This is a genomic window from Methanococcus vannielii SB (assembly GCF_000017165.1).
In the GTDB taxonomy this organism is placed as follows: domain Archaea; phylum AGJL01; class Methanococci; order Methanococcales; family Methanococcaceae; genus Methanococcus; species Methanococcus vannielii.
In genome coordinates, this window is the sequence record NC_009634.1 from 896098 (window position 1) to 915842 (window position 19745).

Annotated in this window: 22 protein-coding genes; 13 read left to right on the plus strand and 9 right to left on the minus strand. The window is 33.6% G+C overall.

The genetic code is table 11. The features are described from left to right. The first annotated feature begins 43 nt into the window (after positions 1-43). From mcrA to mtrH, 9 genes are all read left to right on the plus strand, one after another. On the plus strand, positions 44-1705 hold the full coding sequence (gene mcrA, locus MEVAN_RS04455) for a coenzyme-B sulfoethylthiotransferase subunit alpha (protein ID WP_011972678.1): 1662 nt from the start codon (positions 44-46) through the stop codon (positions 1703-1705). Between the two features lie 267 nt (positions 1706-1972). Next, a complete protein-coding gene (mtrE, locus tag MEVAN_RS04460; protein WP_011972679.1) occupies positions 1973-2872 on the plus strand; it encodes a tetrahydromethanopterin S-methyltransferase subunit E in 900 nt (299 codons plus the stop codon). Positions 2873-2897: 25 nt separating this feature from the next. Further along, complete coding sequence (gene mtrD, locus MEVAN_RS04465) at positions 2898-3605, plus strand: tetrahydromethanopterin S-methyltransferase subunit D (protein ID WP_011972680.1); 708 nt, start codon at positions 2898-2900, stop codon at positions 3603-3605. A gap of 34 nt (positions 3606-3639) precedes the next feature. Further along, positions 3640-4449, plus strand: coding sequence for a tetrahydromethanopterin S-methyltransferase subunit MtrC (gene mtrC, locus MEVAN_RS04470; RefSeq protein ID WP_011972681.1), 810 nt, complete (start codon positions 3640-3642; stop codon positions 4447-4449). A 9-nt stretch (positions 4450-4458) separates the two neighbouring features. Further along, positions 4459-4785: a tetrahydromethanopterin S-methyltransferase subunit B gene (locus tag MEVAN_RS04475; protein ID WP_011972682.1), complete on the plus strand. Its 327-nt coding sequence runs from the start codon at positions 4459-4461 to the stop codon at positions 4783-4785. A gap of 20 nt (positions 4786-4805) precedes the next feature. Further along, positions 4806-5525: a tetrahydromethanopterin S-methyltransferase subunit A gene (gene mtrA, locus MEVAN_RS04480; RefSeq protein WP_011972683.1), complete on the plus strand. Its 720-nt coding sequence runs from the start codon at positions 4806-4808 to the stop codon at positions 5523-5525. A 16-nt stretch (positions 5526-5541) separates the two neighbouring features. Further along, positions 5542-6303 carry a tetrahydromethanopterin S-methyltransferase subunit A gene (gene mtrA / locus MEVAN_RS04485; RefSeq protein WP_011972684.1) on the plus strand — a complete coding sequence of 254 codons (762 nt, stop codon included), beginning with the start codon at positions 5542-5544 and terminating at the stop codon, positions 6301-6303. Between the two features lie 4 nt (positions 6304-6307). Next, positions 6308-6532 carry a tetrahydromethanopterin S-methyltransferase subunit MtrG gene (mtrG, locus tag MEVAN_RS04490; RefSeq protein ID WP_011972685.1) on the plus strand — a complete coding sequence of 75 codons (225 nt, stop codon included), beginning with the start codon at positions 6308-6310 and terminating at the stop codon, positions 6530-6532. Between the two features lie 26 nt (positions 6533-6558). Further along, complete coding sequence (gene mtrH, locus MEVAN_RS04495) at positions 6559-7518, plus strand: tetrahydromethanopterin S-methyltransferase subunit H (RefSeq protein ID WP_011972686.1); 960 nt, start codon at positions 6559-6561, stop codon at positions 7516-7518. An 83-nt stretch (positions 7519-7601) separates the two neighbouring features. On the opposite strand, the gene MEVAN_RS04500 is transcribed toward mtrH, so the two are convergent. From MEVAN_RS04500 to MEVAN_RS04530, 7 genes are read right to left on the minus strand one after another with little or no spacing between them, the layout of a single operon-like run. Then, the gene (locus MEVAN_RS04500; RefSeq protein WP_011972687.1) at positions 7602-8132 is read right to left on the minus strand and encodes a DUF2096 family protein; all 531 of its coding nucleotides are present in this window, start codon (positions 8130-8132) and stop codon (positions 7602-7604) included. Continuing rightward, entirely contained in the window at positions 8107-8415 is a 309-nt protein-coding gene (locus MEVAN_RS04505; protein ID WP_011972688.1) for a DUF749 domain-containing protein, read from the minus strand. The genes MEVAN_RS04500 and MEVAN_RS04505 overlap by 26 nt, the downstream gene beginning before the upstream one ends. A 4-nt stretch (positions 8416-8419) precedes the next feature. Continuing rightward, entirely contained in the window at positions 8420-9181 is a 762-nt protein-coding gene (locus MEVAN_RS04510; protein WP_011972689.1) for a YchF/TatD family DNA exonuclease, read from the minus strand. 18 nt (positions 9182-9199) lie between these two features. Next, positions 9200-10144, minus strand: coding sequence for a nucleoside recognition domain-containing protein (locus MEVAN_RS04515; protein ID WP_048059237.1), 945 nt, complete (start codon positions 10142-10144; stop codon positions 9200-9202). A 24-nt stretch (positions 10145-10168) separates the two neighbouring features. Then, positions 10169-10804, minus strand: a complete 636-nt coding sequence (gene bioD / locus MEVAN_RS04520) for a dethiobiotin synthase (RefSeq protein WP_011972691.1) — start codon at positions 10802-10804, stop codon at positions 10169-10171. 25 nt (positions 10805-10829) lie between these two features. Then, positions 10830-11942 (minus strand): 8-amino-7-oxononanoate synthase, encoded by a 1113-nt coding sequence (bioF, locus tag MEVAN_RS04525; protein WP_011972692.1) that lies wholly within the window; start codon positions 11940-11942, stop codon positions 10830-10832. 8 nt (positions 11943-11950) lie between these two features. Further along, positions 11951-12688: a 6-carboxyhexanoate--CoA ligase gene (locus MEVAN_RS04530; RefSeq protein ID WP_011972693.1), complete on the minus strand. Its 738-nt coding sequence runs from the start codon at positions 12686-12688 to the stop codon at positions 11951-11953. A 183-nt stretch (positions 12689-12871) separates the two neighbouring features. On the opposite strand from MEVAN_RS04530, the gene MEVAN_RS08995 reads away from it, so the two are divergent. Next, positions 12872-13024 (plus strand): hypothetical protein, encoded by a 153-nt coding sequence (locus MEVAN_RS08995; RefSeq protein WP_011972694.1) that lies wholly within the window; start codon positions 12872-12874, stop codon positions 13022-13024. Between the two features lie 23 nt (positions 13025-13047). On the opposite strand, the gene MEVAN_RS04535 is transcribed toward MEVAN_RS08995, so the two are convergent. After that, the gene (locus MEVAN_RS04535) at positions 13048-14673 is read right to left on the minus strand and encodes a tRNA uridine(34) 5-carboxymethylaminomethyl modification radical SAM/GNAT enzyme Elp3 (RefSeq protein WP_011972695.1); all 1626 of its coding nucleotides are present in this window, start codon (positions 14671-14673) and stop codon (positions 13048-13050) included. A 187-nt stretch (positions 14674-14860) separates the two neighbouring features. On the opposite strand from MEVAN_RS04535, the gene MEVAN_RS04540 reads away from it, so the two are divergent. Further along, positions 14861-15379, plus strand: coding sequence for a nicotinamide-nucleotide adenylyltransferase (locus MEVAN_RS04540; RefSeq protein WP_011972696.1), 519 nt, complete (start codon positions 14861-14863; stop codon positions 15377-15379). A 187-nt stretch (positions 15380-15566) separates the two neighbouring features. Beyond that, positions 15567-16022 carry a 30S ribosomal protein S15 gene (locus MEVAN_RS04545; protein WP_011972697.1) on the plus strand — a complete coding sequence of 152 codons (456 nt, stop codon included), beginning with the start codon at positions 15567-15569 and terminating at the stop codon, positions 16020-16022. 59 nt (positions 16023-16081) lie between these two features. On the opposite strand, the gene MEVAN_RS04550 is transcribed toward MEVAN_RS04545, so the two are convergent. Continuing rightward, complete coding sequence (locus tag MEVAN_RS04550; protein WP_011972698.1) at positions 16082-17653, minus strand: dihydropteroate synthase-like protein; 1572 nt, start codon at positions 17651-17653, stop codon at positions 16082-16084. Positions 17654-17814: 161 nt separating this feature from the next. On the opposite strand from MEVAN_RS04550, the gene MEVAN_RS04555 reads away from it, so the two are divergent. Continuing rightward, positions 17815-19716 carry an IGHMBP2 family helicase gene (locus MEVAN_RS04555; RefSeq protein ID WP_011972699.1) on the plus strand — a complete coding sequence of 634 codons (1902 nt, stop codon included), beginning with the start codon at positions 17815-17817 and terminating at the stop codon, positions 19714-19716. Positions 19717-19745: the final 29 nt, after the last annotated feature.

A 19745-nucleotide genomic window follows, 5' to 3' on the forward strand; every position in this document is an offset into this window, starting at 1 on the left:
TTCTTAAATTAAAAAAAACCTCTTAAGCCATTGAGGTGAACTTATGGAAGCTGAAAAAAGATTATTCTTGAAAGCATTAAAGGAAAAATTCGAAGAAGATCCAAAGGAAAAATACACAAAATTCTATACCTACGGCGGTTGGGAACAATCTGCTAGGAAAAGAGAATTTGTTGCAGCTAACGAAAAAGTTTTAGCTGAAAAAAGACAGGGAGTTCCACTTTACAACCCTGATATTGGTGTTCCTTTAGGACAGAGAAAGTTAATGCCTTACAAATTGTCAGGAACTGACTCATACTGTGAAGGTGACGACTTACACTTCATGAACAACGCTGCTATCCAACAGTTATGGGACGATATCAGAAGAACAGTTGTTGTAGGTATGGACACTGCTCACTCAGTTTTAGAAAAAAGATTGGGTGTAGAAGTAACTCCTGAAACAATCAACGAATACATGCACACAATTAACCACGCACTTTCAGGTGGTGCAGTTGTTCAAGAACACATGGTTGAAGTTCACCCTTCCCTTGCATGGGATTCATACGCTAGAATCTTCACTGGTGACGATGAATTAGCTGCGGAATTAGACAGTAGATTCTTAATTGACATTAACAAATTGTTCCCAGCAGAACAAGCTGAAGCTTTGAAAAAAGCTATCGGTAAAAAAACATACCAAGTATCAAGGGTACCATCACTCGTAGGTAGAGTATGTGACGGCGGTACAATCTCAAGATGGTCTGCAATGCAGATTGGAATGTCATTCATTACCGCATACAAACTTTGTGCAGGAGAAGCTGCAACAGCTGACTTCTCATATGCTTCAAAACACGCTGACGTAATTCAGATGGGTAACGCTTTACCTGGAAGAAGAGCAAGAGGTCCAAACGAGCCAGGGGGAATCCAGTTCGGTATCCTTTCAGACGTTGTACAAACTACAAGAGTTTCAGACGACCCAGTTGAGCAGTCATTAGAAGTAGTAGCAGCTGGTGCTGCATTATATGACCAAATATGGCTTGGTGCATACATGTCTGGTGGCGTAGGTTTCACACAATACGCTACAGCAGCATACACCGACGATATCTTGGACGATTTCTCATACTATGCACTTGACTACGTAGAGAAAAAATACGGTAGAATGGGAACTAAAGCTACAATGGACGTAGTAGAAGACATTGCAAGTGAAGTTACACTCTACTCATTAGAACAGTACGATGAATACCCCGCATTATTAGAAGACCACTTTGGTGGATCACAGAGAGCTGCAGTTGCTGCTGCTGCATCCGGTATCGGTGTATGTATGGCAACAGGTAACTCAAACGCTGGTGTAAACGGCTGGTACTTATCACAAATATTACACAAAGAATACCACAGTAGACTTGGATTCTATGGTTACGACTTGCAGGACCAATGTGGTGCTTCAAACTCACTCGCAATCAGAAACGACGAATCTGCACCTCTTGAATTAAGGGGGCCTAACTACCCTAACTACGCAATGAACGTAGGTCACCAGGGAGAATACGCAGGTATTGCACAAGCTGCTCACTCAGCAAGAGGAGATGCATTTGCAATGAGTGCATTAATTAAAGTTGCATTCGCTGACCCAATGCTTGTATTTGACTTTTCAAAACCAAGAAAAGAATTTGCAAGAGGAGCATTAAGAGAATTCGACGCTGCAGGAGAAAGAGACGTTATCTTACCTGCAAAATAATCCTATGAATATTTAAGGAGGCCTTTTGGCTTCCTTTTTTTATACCTATTATATATTGTTTCGGAATCATTAACAATATTGCTAATTAAAATATACTTTAATTAAATTAAAGGAAAATTAGGCTTTGTTTTTTAAAAAAACGAATGCAAAGTAATATATATAGTATAACAAGATATTAACTGATTAGCTAACGGCATAGATAACGTTCTAGGCTTTAAAGCCACTAGAAGTCATAGCTAACATTCCCGTATATTGTGAGGTGAAATAATGGATCCAACATTGATTTCTCTGGGGGCATTAGCCCTTGCTGGGGCAGCAGCAACTGTTTCAGGTTGTGCTGAAGACTTGGAATCTGATGTAGGTTCACAGTCAAACCCTAACTCTCAGGTTCAATTAGGTCCCCAAATGGGCAATATTCACAGATACTTCAACAAAGCAATTTCTGGAGAGCCTGTATCGTACGGTTTGTATGTTGCAGTTGCAGGTTCAGTTGCTTGGGCACTTATTAACGCCGGATTAAACGCTGTTTTAGCATTAATCATTGGTTCAGGTGTCGCTGCAATCGTTCACGGAGCTTATTCAGTTAGTGCATTTTTAGGAAGAACTGTAGGTCAGTCCCAAAAATTCGGGCAGCCTGTTTACATGGATGTTCTTACATCACATATTGGCCCAATTGTAGGTCATGGATTTATCGCTGTTTTCACGATGGTTCTTGCAGCTTACTTAGCAGTAACTGCTTTAGGAAACCCATTCCCATTGCCATTAGTAGCGTTAATTTTCGGTATTACCGTAGGTGCGATTGGTTCATCAACAGGTGACGTTCATTATGGTGCTGAAAGAGAATACCAAAAATACGCATTTGGTGGGGGCATTCCTGTTGCTAATCAGGGTGACATCGATATTTATGCAGAATACGGAATTAGAAACGGTTTAGACTCATCATACTTCTGTTCAAGACTTGGTGGTCCACTTACCGGATTATGCTTTGGTTTAATCATCTTCCTCGATGGATGGAGAAGCATCGTAGGTAACATTATTGGTGGAGACTTAGTAACAAAAACATCAATCGCACTTGTAGTAGGTCTCTTAGTGGTGGTCGCTGCAATGATCCTCAACAGAAAAATAGAGGTATTTGCTAGAAACAAGTACGGACCATACAGAAATTAATAAAATAAGGAAGATTGGTGATATTATGGATGCTACAAGCTTTATATTACCTCTTGCGGAAATAACCATTGCAGGTGCCATTATTAATGCAAGCGTTCACTTCGTTCCAGTAGGTGGTGCTCCAGCTGCAATGGCTACATCAACAGGGGTAGGTACAGGTACAACACAGTTAGCAGCAGGTGCTGGATTTACAGGACTTTTAGCTGCGGCTACAATGGCTTCACAAGCGGGAGTTTCATTAGCTGACCCAGTTCACTTGGCATTAATCATGCTCTCTGGAGCAGTTGGTGCGATGATAATGTTAGGTCTTACGATGTTAATCGGGCAAATTATCTACGTATACGGTATTGGTATCGTCCCTGCAGCAGATAAGTGTGAAAAAGACCCAATTACAGGAGATATTCAAAAACCGTATATTACGCCAGGTACTACCGGACACGGAATTCCAACAGTATGTTTTGTTAGCGGTACAGTTGGTGCAGCACTCGGTGGTATCGGTGGTGCTCTTGCATACATTGCACTCCAACAGTTAGGATTTACTGCGCCCGTTGCTGGTGTTTTAGCAGTTGGATTCTTCTTTATGAACGCTGTTTTAGCGTCCTACAATATTGGTGGTACAATCGAAGGATTCCACGACCCTAAATTTAAGAAAATGCCAAACGGAGTTATTGCTTCATTTGTTTCATCCTTGATTACAGGAGCTGTATTAATCGGAATGGCTATGGGACTTTAAGTCTGTAACTTTCAAAAAATATCGAGGTGTAATTATGTCACATGGTGGCGGAGGACACGCAGCAGAACTTTTCCCTGAAAACCAAGTTTTAGTGATTGGTGCTGTATTATCACTCATTGGAATGTACATTGCACACTTTGTTCCATCACTCGCTATGCTCTTAGGAGGATTATTAGCAGCAGGAGCATGTGTTGCAGGCGCAAATACTACAAGAAGAGTAGCCGCATACGGATTAGGTACTGGTGTTCCATCAATAGGAATGGTAAGTTTAGGAATGGGTACAATTTCAGCTTTAGCAGGAGTTTTAATACCATCAGTATTAGCTGGTTCAGTTGCATTGCCTTTTGATTTAGTTTTAGCTACGCCAATTATTGCTGCAGTCGTTGCAATTATAGTTGGATTTATTGTAGGTAAATTAACTCAAAACCCCGTAGGAATGAAAGTTCCAATTATTGTTTCAAGTATGACGAAACTTTCATTAATGGGAGCTTTAGCAATTTTGGGGTTCTGTACTGCATTTGCAGGCGGATTTTCAGCAGATTTAATTATCAATGGTGCAATTAACAATGGAATTATTGCATTAGCATTTATTGCAGCAGGTATGTCAATTTTACACCCATTTAACGCATGTATCGGTCCAAATGAAAGTCACAAGAGAACAATAACTCTTGCTACAGCTTGCGGATTAATGGCATGGTTAGTATTCTCAATTGCAAAATTAGACATTGTTTCAATATTAGTAGCTGCAGTATTCTGGATATACACTTATGGTTCATTTGTAAGCATGTCTCTTGCTGATGCTTGCGAAGTTAAGTACGTACCAGAATTACCTAAGAAGGAGTAAGGTGGTAAAATGGAGATAGTCAAAGTATGTCCTGAAATCCACGTTGTAATGGACATTGATTCAGGTTTAATAGCTGAAATGAGAAAAGACATTCTCGTTGTAGATTTACACCCTGTTGAAGAACAAATTAACAAATTAGCATACTTTGCAAAAGCATTGGAAAATTCACTTGACCCTAGAAATGCGCCAATGAAATCATACAAAGGAAGAGATGGGACCTATAAAACTGGAGGTCTATTTCAAGGAATGTTCTTTGGTTTCTGGGTAACTATGTCAATTCTTGTTCTCGTAACAATATTGACTATTAAAATGAATTTAAGCTTAATAGGGTTGTAATCTAATAGGAGGTGCAAACAATGGCAAATAAAAAAGCCCCTGCAGCAGGATGGCCTGTTGCGAACGGTGAATATGTAGTGGGGAACCCTGAAAGTTGTGTTGCAGTTGTTACACTAGGTTCCCACGGTTTAGACCAAGCTGCTATTGACGCAGGTGCAGCTATTTCAGGGCCATGCCACACAGAAAACTTAGGAATCGAAAAAGTTGTTGCAAACTACATTTCAAACCCAAACATTAGATTTATGATAATTGCAGGATCTGAAGTTCAAGGGCATATTACAGGTCAGTGCTTAAAAGCATTATATGAAAACGGAATCGGTGACGATGGTGGTATCATCGGCGCTAAAGGTGCAATTCCATTCATGGAAAACGTAGGAAAAGAGCCTGTTGGAAGATTCCAAAAACAGATTGTTGAATGCGTCAATTTGATTGATGTTGAAGACAAGGGAAAAATTACTGAAGCAATTAAAAACTGCATTTCAAAAGATCCTGGGGCACTTGAAGAAGATGCAATGGTTGTCGAATTAGAAGGCGGTAAAAAGGTTGCTGGCGAAGATTCAACTACAATAAAACCTACATCACCAGAAATGGCTTTATTGGAAGCTAGAATGAGAATTATCTCAGAAAAAATGAATGAAGCTGCAATGGTTGCTAAATTCAATTCCGGATATTATAATGGAAAAATCCAAGGTATTGCAATAGGTTTATTCCTTTCAATATTGGTATTCTCATTACTCTAAGGAGGAGGTGCAAACAATGGCAAATAAAAAAGCCCCTGCAGCAGGATGGCCTGTTGCGAACGGTGAATATGTAGTGGGGAACCCTGAAAGTTGTGTTGCAGTTGTTACACTAGGTTCCCACGGTTTAGACCAAGCTGCTATTGACGCAGGTGCAGCTATTTCAGGGCCATGCCACACAGAAAACTTAGGAATCGAAAAAGTTGTTGCAAACTACATTTCAAACCCAAACATTAGATTTATGATAATTGCAGGATCTGAAGTTCAAGGGCATATTACAGGTCAGTGCTTAAAAGCATTATATGAAAACGGAATCGGTGACGATGGTGGTATCATCGGCGCTAAAGGTGCAATTCCATTCATGGAAAACGTAGGAAAAGAGCCTGTTGGAAGATTCCAAAAACAGATTGTTGAATGCGTCAATTTGATTGATGTTGAAGACAAGGGAAAAATTACTGAAGCAATTAAAAACTGCATTTCAAAAGATCCTGGGGCACTTGAAGAAGATGCAATGGTTGTCGAATTAGAAGGCGGTAAAAAGGTTGCTGGCGAAGAAGAAGGTGGCCTCATGATTGAAGGTATCCCTACTATCGCAGAACCAGATATTGAATCAATTACAAACTTGAATGAAAAACTTGAATACAAAGTGGGCTTAATGACCAGAGATATTGGTTTAGCTTCCGGTGTTCAATCTGAAACTGTTACTGGTTTAATGTACGGTGCACTATTTGCCGTAGCATTAATCGGAATCCCAATAGCATTGAAATTCCTGATGGGGTGATTAGATGGCTGAAATTCCAACTGTAGTCACACCTACAAAAGACTACAAAAAATTACAGGAAAAACTTGATGAAATTGAAAGCACCGTTGAAAATACCAACGCAGAGATAATCCAGAGAACTGGTAAAAAAGCTGGAAGGGACGTAGGTATTGCATACGGACTCGTAATCGGATTTATATTCGTATACGTTCTCGGAAATGTGTTACCATTATTTGAGTTAATAAAATAAAGGTATACTAAACAGAGGTGGTAATAATGTTTAGATTTGATAAAGAACAAATGGTTATTGACTTCGCAGGCGCAAAATTCGGTGGACAACCAGGGGAATACCCAACCGCACTCTCAGGAACAATTTTCTACGCAAGACACAAAATTGTAGAAGATGCAAAAAAAGGTATTTTTGACAAAAAAGCTGCCGAAGCTTTGATTAATAAACAGGCAGAAATGCAAGATATTACCGGAAACTCCGCATTAGTGCAAGTATTCGGTGGTACAGAAGAAGCATTAGTTAACTACATTGATTTCGTTTCCGAAGTATGGGAAGGTCCAATGTTACTTGACTCGACATCCGGTAAAGCTAGAATGGCAGCTGCTAAAAGAGCTACTGAAGCTGGATATGCAAAACAGTGCATTTACAACTCAATCAACGTTTCAATTGACGAAGAAGAGTTCCAGAGCTTAGCAGAAAGTGACGTTGAAGCTTCAATCGTTTTATGTTTCGACCCAATGGATCCTTCAGTAGAAGGTAAATTAAATGTTTTAAACAACGGCGGTAAAACAAAAGATGTTGGTATGTTAGACCTTGCTGAAAAAGCAGGTATTAAATACCCACTTATCGACGTAGCAGTAACTCCAATGGGTGCTGGGGCAGGTAACGCTGTTAGAGCATCGTTTGCAGTTAAAGCAAAACTCGGTTTAGCTGTAGGTAGCGGTATTCACAACGTACCTTCAGCATGGGACTGGCTTAGAGAGTTTAGAAAAGGATTAAGGGAAGAAGGAAAAGAACAAATTGCAAAAGACGTTCACCACGTATGTGACATTGGTGCAAACATCGTTCAGACAATGGCTTCAGGAGACTTCGTTTTATACGGCCCTATTGACAATGCTGAACTTGCATTCCCTGCAGTTGCAATGACTGACATGATCATTGCAGAAACCGCAAAAGAATTAGGTACAACACCTGCTGCAGTACACCCATTAAACAAATTAATTTAATTTTTATTTTTCTTTTTATTTTTTCCATATATATCTATTAATTTAAATATATAGATATTATTTTTTAAAAAATAAAAATTATTTTAAAAAGACTTCCATAAACTCGAAAAATCTTTTAATGCATTAACTACTCTATCTTTGGGGCCCTCAATAAGAACTTTTCCGTCTTCTTCCTGACTCCACTCAAAAATTACTCCAGTATATTCACTAAATTCACCCAAAATTTCTACATGAATATTAATAGGCATATTAACCCGTATAGTTTCTGAGTCTTTTTTTCTCTTTACTTCAACGTTAAATGAAGATGTTTTTAAGGGAAATTCAACATTTAATTCGCCCCTTAATGCTTTACCCATTTTATCTATGTATTCTTTTGCCATTTTTGAATCGCAAATTCCAAATAATATTGCCTGTAACCTTGAAATTTCCTTTTCCGCATCCCTTAATACTTCAAAATTTGCATGTTCATCTAAAAGATAGTATGTAAGAATATTGTTTGAAATCCGGAGTTTAGAGTATACTTCCTCAGGAAGTGGCCTTCCAATAGATAATTTTGATGCCAATTCATTCAGGACTACCCATTGTTTATCAATCCCCTTGGCATCCTTCATCATTCATCCTCGCAATATATTTTTTAATAATTTCTTCTGAGTCGTGATTTAAAACGGCCCCAAATTTTTCAAGATCTTCTTTAATTTGCGTTATATCTGTATTTAAATCTAAAAAATAAGCCTGATAGCTTGTAGTTCCATGAATATTCAGTATTGCAACAGTTTGGTTAGGTTTTAAGTCCTTGTTTTCATATGACGCCCTAACACGAACAGTTCCTGCCACTTGAGATTTTAATGCTTCTTCAACGTTTATAATCGTTATTAGTTTTGCGGTAAATTTAGTCACTGCATCACCCCTGTATACGATATAATCTTTTTGTGTTATCGTATATAATTTTAGTGATTTCATCTAAGGAATATTCATCCTTTTTTAATTCAAATATCTTTTCAATAACTTTTACAACATTGTTTGGCTCATTTTTTTCACCCTTTATCGGTGAAAGGTAAGGGCTGTCAGTTTCAACCACGATATTTTCAAGATTCAAATTTTTAACAAGTTTTTGATGATAGTTTGAAAAACAGATGATTGTTGAAATAGAAATATAATTTCCGTTGTCAATTAGCTTTTTTGCAAGTTCAAGCGACCCGCCATAGCAGTGGTACATTAAAATAGAATCGTTTTTTGAAATATTAAAACATTTCTCTTCTAACCCCCTTGCATGAATTACAGAAGGTTTATTTAATTCTTTTGAAAGTTCCAAAAACTTTTTAAATATTATTTCCTGTTTTTCAATATTTCCCGAATTAAAATCTAGCCCAATTTCCCCAACTGCTAAAATTTCTTTTTCGTTTGACCTTATAAACTCATAAACTTCATTAATCGCTTTTTCTTCGGCATTAACCCTTCCAGGATGGTAACCAAGTGTGGCATATATTGAATACTGGTTTTTAAGTTCTAATGCTCTTTTGCATCCGCCTAAACTTGCACCACTTGTAACAATTCCAACCTTACCATCAAAAGCCCGTTTTATGACTTCATCCCTATTTTTATTAAATGACTTATCTTCAATGTGGCAGTGGGAATCGATATACAAAAATTTATTAAAATTCATTAAAAACACCTTTTTAAATTACATATAAATTATCAAAAATGAAATTATAAAAATATCCAATATAATTGTAAGACTTGCATTTAATAAAATTACCTTTGAGCCCCTTTTTGGGCCAAAAAGTGAAAAATGGAGGGGTATTGAGTGTTTTACCGATCGAGTTGAAAATGCAACGATATTTCCTAGGAGTAAACCAATAATTACTTCGTTTGGAGTTAAAGAACTACTTTTAAGAAACGTTCCCGCCATAACCATTGCTGCAGATACATTTATTACCCCAGTTATTGCTAAAATCCCGGTATTTGGATTTAAATTAAAAAAAGAAGTTATGGGTAAAATTAAAATTGAAAAATGTTCAAAAAATCCCATTTTAGATAAATAAATTACTCCAAACATCGATAAGAACATTAATGGAATAAACCGTTTTGAAAAATCAAATGTTTTATTAAAAGGACTTTTTTCAAATTTTTTATTGATATTTTTTGGTTTTTCAATTTTTAAATTTTCTTTTAAATATTTTTCACCACCAGATGTCGCCTTAATTAATAATATGCCAATTATACTTTTTACAAATGCGATAAATAGCCTTAAAATTACATATATTATTCCAGTATATCCTAAAATAGGAATAACTACTGGGACATAGTATGTTAAAGCGTGTGAAAAAACCGCAGGAAACGAATTTGCAAGGCTTCCAAAAAGAACCTCTTTTTCAGTTAGTTTATTATCTTTTATACCGTCTGAAAGTAGCGTATAACCAACTGTAGGGCTAAGAAAGGATACCATTATTGAAGATATTAAAAAGCTATTTAATTTAAGTTTTTCTGTAATTGGGGCAAGAAAATTTGAAATTTTTTCTAGGAGGCCCTTATTTAAAAAATAATTTACGATATATATCGTTGAAAGCACAACTAAAGATATTTTTAAAGTACTAATTAGCGATGTATAAAATATCTCTAAAATCATACCTTTCAAAAAATCACCGTATTATTAAGGTAAATTTAGTTTTTTTAAGTCTATATAAAAATCTTTTTTATCATTGACAATACCAATAATTTCAACATTTCCAAATTCTTCAATCGATTTGAAGGTTTCTTCATAATATGGCACTTTTGAAACATCTGTAATACAGTTTATTATTACTCCTAAAACAGTTATTCCCTTTTTCCGCAAAAAATCAACAGTTAAAATTGTGTGATTTATCGTTCCAAGATTTGGTCTTGAAACAACTATGCACGTCAAATCTAGGTATTTTATCAAATCTGCGATTAAAAAGTCTTTTTTTATAGGGACTGCAACTCCACCTGCACCTTCGACAATTAAAAATTCGTATTCTTCTTTTAATTTTTCAAAAGCAGCTTTTATTTTCAAAATATCTATTTCTTTTTCTTCAATTTTTGCAGAAATATTTGGTGAAAGTGGTTTTTTTAGGTTTACTGGATTTAATTCCTCGAAAGAATTATTAAGTCCAAGTTCAGACCTAACATAAGCAGTATCTTCAATACCTCCAGATTCAACTGGCTTCATGTAACCTACATTTATTCCTTTTTCTTTTAAAATTTTCCCTAAAATGGCTGAAACGTATGTTTTTCCAATTCCCGTATCAGTTCCAGTAACAAATATCATTTTAACCCTCGAAAATTTGCCATATTTAAATTGTTAATTTGTCTATTTTTTCGCAAAGGTATTTAAAATCGTTTTTTTCGTGTTTTGAAGTTATACTAATTCGTATTCTCTCCATGCCTTTTTTTACCGTGGGATACCTTATTGGGACCCCAAATATTCCATGATTTATAAGACCTTTTGATATATCTATTGACTTTTCACCGAATACAAATGGATATATTGGAGTAATACTTTCACATTTAATAAATCCATGGTTTTTAAAAAGTTTATTTGCACAAATTATATTTTTTTCAAGGTTTTTAGAAAGTCTTTCTTTTTCAACTAATTCAAATGATTTTATGCTTGCAGAAATTACGGCCGGTGGAAGTGATGTTGAATATATAAAACTTCGAGAATTATTTATTAAGTAATCAATTAATTCTTCAATTCCAGATACAAATCCACCTGAAGTTCCAATAGCTTTTGAAAGGGTTCCAATTTGTATAATATTGTCACTTGCCTTTACCTTAAAATGTTTTAGGGTACCTTTTCCCTGCCCTAAAACTCCGGTACCGTGTGCATCATCAATAATTAAAACTGCGTTATATTCATCAATAATCTTTGCAATTTTATCAATTGGAGATACATCACCATCCATACTAAAAACCGAGTCCGTAACTACAATTATATTTTCATAGTACTTATTTTTTTCAAGAATTTCAATCAAGTTTTGTACATCAGAATGTCGATAAATTAATTTATCCGCTCTTGAAAGTCGTATCCCATCAATAATTGATGCATGATTTAATTCATCGCTTAAAACAAGGTCTCCTTTTTTAGCAAGTGCACTTATTACGCCAACGTTTGCAGCATAACCTGAGGAATAAACTAGTGATTTTTCAGTTTCTTTAAATTCTGAAATAACTCCTTCTAATTTTTCATGAAGTTTAAAGTTTCCAGAAGTAAGTCTTGAACCGGTTGAACCAGCGCCATCTTTTAAACCTTCATTATATGCTAAAATTACTTCTTCATTTTTTGAAAGGCCTAAGTAGTCATTTGTAGAAAAATTTAAAATAAAATCATCTTGATTTCTTAATTTCCTATATAAATTTTCATCTTTTATTCCCTGAAGTTCTCTTTTTAACTTTTCCCTAAACATGAAAACACCTAATAAACAATTACTGGAGTTTTTTCGATTTTTTCAAAAATTTCTTCAATATTTGCTGAATTTTCTATAAAAAACACCCTTCCACCAAATTCGCCCTCATTTTTGAGATTTGGTATCCTGAAATACCCCGATTTCGTTGCCACGTATCCTATATTGTAAGAATAGTTATCTGACGTGCAAATTTCTGCAATAAACCCGAAATTCAAAACCTTTGTTGCAATTGCTATCGCATCAATTGTTCTATCAGTTAATTTTGAATCAGCTAATATTTTACTTTTTAATTCCTCAGATGTATCAATATTTTTTACACGAACTCCTTTTTCAGTATCTTCTTCGAGCCTATTTCCATCTAAATCCAAAACTGCAGCCCCCCTCATATTTCCTTTATCAATAATTTCAAAAGCAGTATCAATCAAAATATCAATTTTTCCAAAATCTTTACCATTTTTTAAAAAGTACACTTCAAGTTCTTTTCTTAAAATATTCCTTGAAATATTCCTTGAAGTTTCTTTGTTATTTGAAATAAGCGTTTTTATGGGAATATGTTTTAAATAAGTTATTTCACTAGTAATTTTTTCCAGTTTTAAGTTTATAGTATCCGGAGTTCCGTTTTCATGAAATAATGCTCTTTTTATTAGGCTATTTGCTATTTCTTCAATTTTATTTTCGGTAGATATTCGTTCTGCACCCGAAACATGGACTCCATCTTTTGAAGCTCGCATTTTCAAACTAAACATTTTAATCACATATTTCTCGTTTTTTAAATGTTGTATTTTTTATTATTTATCATTATTGATAATTACAATAAATACGGAGAATCTATCATTATTTTTCATTAAAAACTTCTATCACGATTTATAATGAACAAATAGCTATATATATTCGATATTTTACACTAATATCTAACAAAAGGTGAAATTATGAAAAATACCAAATATAATATAGAAAGTTATGAATTAAAAGAACTTGAAGATATTTCAAACGACCTAAAAAGACCCTATAGGGGAAATAATTTTATTAAATATTTGGCATACGCATTTGATGCAGTTATCTTGGCATCTTTGGTATTATAATGTTCGCCGATTAAAAATAAAAATTATTTAAGAATTTTTCCCATGTATGGGCCAACTTTTTTATATCCTAGTTTTTTGTAGTACTCAATAACCCCTATTCCGCTGTTAATCAATATTTGATTTTTACCAAATTCTTCTTTTGAAATTTTTTCAGCTTCCTCAATTAAAAGCCGGCCATATCCTTTGTGTTGCCATGAAGATTCAATTGAACTTGCATCAAGTTCTTTTTGTTGACCGCATACATGAACCTGTCGTATAATTGAAGTATTATCTGTTATTTCCGGCCTAAACGGTTTTGAGGGAATTCTAAGCCTTAAGTATCCTATTAAAAGATCATTTTTCAAATCTTCAAATGATAAAAATACTTCTTTTCCAAAATTTGCATCATAGTCAGTCCGATATAACTTAATATTTTCAATTTCAGGAAATATTCCCTTTTTATAGCCAACATGCCCAACTTCCCTACAACGTATACATTTGCACTTTATGCCTAGCTCTTCAAGCCTATTGTATACGAGTTCTCCTAAATTACTTTTCCTTACCCCTTCGTTTATAACTGTTGCAGGAATGTCTCTTTGAATTCTTGAAGTTCTTATCCATTTTGGCATTATTGATTTTCCATAAACTATCAATTCTATTGCTTTTTCATCATTCATGGGACTAAATTTTCCCTGTTTCCACAAATCATAAATTTCTGTTCCAGGAATTACTAAACACGGGTAAAATTTAATTAAATCTGGCTTATATCTATTATCTTCAAAGATAGTTTCAATCATTTTTTTATCCATTTCAAAAGTCGTATTTGGTAGCCCTGGAATAATATGGTATGAAACTTTAAGGCCGCTATCTTTTAAAAGCCTTGTAGCATTGATTGAAGCATCTATATCATGCCCACGTTTTACAAAGTCCAAAACTTCGCCATAAGTACTTTGAATTCCAAGTTCAACACGTGTGGCTCCTAAATTAAGCATTTGGTTTATTTCTTTTTCCCCACAGTAATCTGGCCTTGTTTCAATTGTTAATGCAACACATCTGTGTTTTGCACTTTCATTTTTTAATTTTGCTTCGTTTAGGCTGTTTGAAATTTCCCCATTCATTGCATCGAGACATCCTTTTATAAAGCTTTCTTGATATCCTACATCCCTTGCAGGAAACGTTCCCCCCATTATAATCAATTCTACCTTGTCTGTAGGGTGTCCAACTTTTTCAAGCTGTTTTAATCGTTCAACGGTCTGTATATACGGATTAAAGTCATACATAATTCCCCGCATTGTTGCAGGCTCTTTTCCAGTATAACTTTGGGGGACATTTCCAAAATTACTTTCTTTTCCACCGGGGCAGAATGAACATTTTCCATGGGGACACGGTTCAGGGGAGGTCATGACTGCAACTACTGAAACACCAGAAAGAGTTCGTATAGGCTTTTTTCTAAGTATTGGAACTATTTCTGTTTTTTCTTCTTCGGTTGCGTGGGCTATCACGTCAGAATTTGGGGGAAAACCAGTATTTAGACCATGTTTTCTTAAACATTTTGCTTTGATGTCCTCAACTTTCTGTTTTTTCCGTTTTGGATCAAGTCCACGTATTTTTTCCTTTTCAGCGAGTAAATTTATGATAATGCATCGTATAAATTTAGAATATTCACTCAAAAATAATCACCTGTCTTCTTAAAGACAATAATTGATATATAAAAACAGAATAATATTTATTTAATAGTTCTTTTAAAGTATTTCCTAATATTTTTCAATTATATTTATGTTTAATGATTTTTTTAGTTGGTAGCCTAGTTTCTATGTTGGCAACTAAAGTACCGATTTTAGTAGTTAGGTGAATTAAATGAGAGCGTTTATTGTAGGGAGATGGCAACCATTTCACAAAGGACATTTAGAAATTATAAAAAAAATTTCAGAAGAAGTAGATGAAATTATAATAGGTATTGGAAGCTGTCAAAGGAGCCATACATTAACTGACCCCTTTACAGCAGGGGAACGAATAATGATGATTACAAAAGCCCTTGGAAGGTACAATATAAACTATTACATTATTCCAATTAATGATATTGACTTTAATGCCGTATGGGTATCTTGTGTTGAATCGCTAACTCCTCCATTTGATACGGTTTATACGGGAAATTCTCTTGTAAGGGAATTATTTAGCGAAAAAAATTATGTTGTAAAAAAGCCCGAACTATACAACCGAAAAGAATATTCCGGAACTGAAATTAGGAAAAAAATGCTTAAAGGAGAAAAATGGGAACATTTTGTTCCAGAAGAGGTCGTGGACGTAATTTTAGAAATTGATGGAATAGGACGAATTAAAAGACTTGATGAAAAAGATTATGATGACTACTTTTAAATACCTATCTCAAAAAAATACATATTTTTCTCAAAATTTTTTTGAAATTTTTTATTTTTAATTTTACTATCTATTTTTACCTTTTATGAATAATTAAATATATATAACAGATATGACTTAAAAACTTTGAGTCAATGAATAAGTATACCCTTACTCATTGAACTGGGAATCATCTAGAGGAGATAAAATGGCAAGATTACACTCAGGAAAAAGAGGTTCCTCCGGTTCAACAAAACCTTTAAGAACAGAAGTTCCAGAATGGGTTTCAATGAGCGCTGAGGAAGTTCAGGCGAAAATAGTTGAAATGGCTAAAGACGGCAATCAGTCTGCAATTATTGGAAATATCTTAAGAGACATGTACGGTATTCCTAATGTAAAATTAGTAACTGGAAAAAGTGTTTCTTCAATTATGAAAGATGCAGGATTCTATTCAGAAGTTCCTGAAGACTTGTTCAACTTGATGAAAAAGGCAATTAACTTGAGAAACCACTTAGAAAACAATCCAAGAGATATCCACTCAAAAGTTGGTTTAAACTTAATCGAGTCAAAAATAAGAAGACTTGTAAAATACTATAAGGGTACAAAAGTTTTACCTGCTACATGGAGATACTCACCACAAACTGCAAGATTGTTGGTTGAATAATCCAATATTTTTTATTTTTAAAACAAATCAAAAATTTTTGAATTTTTTTATTTAAGTTATTATTCATTCCAAAATTCGTTATAAAATAATTCAAAATCTTGGTTGTACATTTTACCAATTTTAATAGCATTGTACGCATTTTGAAGCTCTTTTCCAAAGTATGCTGCATGATCCATTTTTGTAATTAAATTTTCACGTATTGCGGTTTCATATATTTCTTTTGGAGTGTTTCCCGAAATAATTAGTTTTGGTTCATTATATCGATAGTATGTTGCAATTATTTTATTGTTTTTCCTATCTACTTTAATTCTAAAGCTCCCCTTATCTAAAACCTGATTTTGATTTTCTTTTGCAGAAAGTATATTTAAATCCTCAACTTCAAAATCTTCATCAAATTTCTTATCTTTATAATTTATCAAATCAAATCCAACGTCTTTTGGAAGAGAATTTCTCTTTTTAGATAGGTAAATCATTTTTGATGCTATTTTTAATTCTTTTATCGAAAATTTACATTTTGAAGAAGCTTCAGGAGTAAATAAAATATTTCCGCCAATTTCTTGGCTGATTGCAGAAAGTACTGCATTTACGCCGTTACTATCGACATCAAAAAGTTCTGTCACATTCCCAATTCCAAAAAACATTGGAATATTATTTCTTTTTTTAAGTTCATAGCATGCAATAACACTTTGGGTAAAGTTGCATCCACTATTATTTATCGGTTCTAAAATTGGATCCATAACAACTTTTAAATCATTTTCTTTGAATTTTTCAATTATTTTTTCCAGATTAATTATTTTTTCATTGATTGTTTCTGGAACTTCATTTTTTTTGTAGTTTGTTGGGAGGACTACAGATGTAGTTTCACTTTCAATTAAATGAGGGCATATTTCTTGAAAATTTCCTGAATCTACACTTAAAACCATGTCTACATCGAGTTTTATGGCCTCAACTAACTCTTTAGTGTTTAATGTATCTACACTTATTGGTTTATCCGTTAAATCTTTTACATTTTTTAATATATCTTTTAAATTTTTTGAATGATTTTCATTACTAACCATTCCTAAATCTATCATATCTACTCCAGAATCGATATAGTAGTTTATCTTTTCTTCCAGTTCTTTTTCTTTTAGCCACGGTACATGAACAATTTCCCCAAGAACCCTCATAGGATAGTTATCCCCTACTTTTAACTTTCCAATTTTTATATTTCCCTCATTTAATGGAAGTTTTTCTGCATAATCCAATTCTCTTTCAGCATTTTCTTTTACGAACTTCATAATTTTAGAGTCTGCGTACTCAGTTGTTGAAAGTTCAATATTTTTTAGGTGTTTTAGTAATATAGAAATATCTGAAGCTTCCCTTGTGGATTTAAAACACTTAATTCCTGTTTCTTGAAATACTTCTTCTAAGTCGTGCCTTATAAGCCCAGTTACAAGTACAAAATCATAAATTTCAGATAATTTTTTGTTTTTCGATTTTTCGATATTTTTTATTTCTTTTATTATCATTTTAGGCGTTAAAAATGCAGCAATTGATACATTAGCTTTGTAAACATCAACAAAATCGTACTTTTTTACCGAAAGATTTATTTTGTTTAAAGCCTGTTTTCCAGTTATAATCAGTATTTTCATTAACTCACCAAAAATCAGGATTTTTTTGAGAGATTTTTAAATATAGGTCTTAAATATTTTTCAAATTACAAATAATCTTAAAAATCAGTACTTGGTATATCTTTTGTAGATAATAATGTTTTGGATTTAAGTTTAAGTTGATACCGTGATTTTGTGATAGAATGACTTTAAAACAGATTTATGTAAATAAGTATAAGGAACTTGTTAAAAGAGAACGGGACTATGAAATAAGCTTTCATAGAGAAGAAATTAAAAAAATGGGTGAAAAACGTGAGGACATTGGGCGGGCCATTTTAAATCTTAAAGGGAAAATTTTAAGAGAATTTTATGGGGAATTAATTGTAAGATACAGTAGAAAAGAAAAATTTAAAAAAACAGATATTTCCGTTGGAGATATCGTTTTGATAAGTAGAGAGGAGCCCCTTCAAAGCGACCTCCTTGGAACAGTAGTAGAAATTGGTTCAAACTATATAGATATTTCTTTAGAATCCATTCCAAAATGGGCATTTGTGGATATTAGAATAGACCTTTACGTAAATGACGTAACATTTAAAAGAATGATTAAAGCACTTGAAAACCTTGTTAATTTAGATAACCGCCTTATAGATATTATTCTTGAAATAGATTCGCCAACTAAATCAAAGCCTCTAAACATTGAATTAATTGATAAAACTCTAAATGATTACCAAAAAAATGCGGTTATTTCCGCACTTTCTGCAAGGGATTTGTATTTAATTCATGGACCGCCAGGAACTGGAAAAACTAAAACCATTTCTGAAATAATATTGCAAGAAGCGTTTAGAAAAAATAAGATTATTGCAACGGCTGATTCAAATATTGCTGTCGATAACATTTTATCAAATCTTTCAAAATACCCTGACTTTAAAATAGTTAGAATAGGCCATCCTTCAAGAATTTCCAAAAAATTACTTGAGTATTCACTTTATGAACAAATTTTAAAGCATGAAAAATATGAAAAATTAAGCATTCTTAGAAAAGAACTTCATAAAAATTACGAATTTAAAAAAAATTTAAACCGCCCTGACTTAAAATGGATGCGTAAACTGTCAAATGACGATATTATTATTTTTTCAAAGTTGGACAAAGACATTAGGGGAATTCCAAAACTAGAAATTAAAAAAATGGCGGATTGGATACTTGCTACCGAAAAAATCGAAAAATTAAAGGAAAATATTGAAAAAATCGAAAAAAGCATTATTGATAGCATTATTTCGAGTAGTAGTATTATTTTAAGTACAAATTCAATGGCTGGAAGCGAAATTTTAGAAAATTACCGATTTGACGTCTGTATAATCGATGAAGGGAGCCAGTCAATGGAGCCCTCTGCTTTAATACCTATATCTTTATCTAGAAAACTGATAATTTCAGGAGACCATAAGCAACTTCCCCCAACAGTAATCAGTAATGAAATTGAACTTAAAAAAACACTTTTTGAGCGTTTAATTTCTAAATATCCTGAATTTTCAAAAGTGTTACAAATCCAATACCGTATGAATGAGAAAATTATGGAATTTTCAAACAAAATGTTTTATGGTGAAATGATAGTATCACATAGTTCTATAAAACACCAAAATTTAATGGAAATAGTAAAAAATATAGAAAGTTTTGATTCCGAAATTTTAAACGATATGCCTCTTCAATTTATAGATATTGATGGAAAAGAATTAAAAAACAAGTTTAAATCATATTACAACATTTTAGAAGCGGAAAAAGTTTTAGAAGTAGTTAAAAAATTCCAGAAATATAATGTACCGGTAAGTGTTATAACCCCATATGATGCCCAAGTAAAGTATATTTCAGGACTAATTAATTCTGACGAAATAGAGGTTAAATCTATTGACGGATTTCAAGGACGGGAGAACGAAGTTATCATTCTATCATTAGTGCGTACAAATAAATTAGGATTTTTAAAAGACCTTAGAAGGCTAAATGTAGCGATTACACGTGCTAAAAGAAAGCTAGTTGTTATAGGTTCTAAAAATTTATTGATAAAGGACGATACTTACGCAGAATTTTTAAAATGTTTCAATAATAACGAATAAAGAGAAGAAAAGATTAGATATTTCCCGAA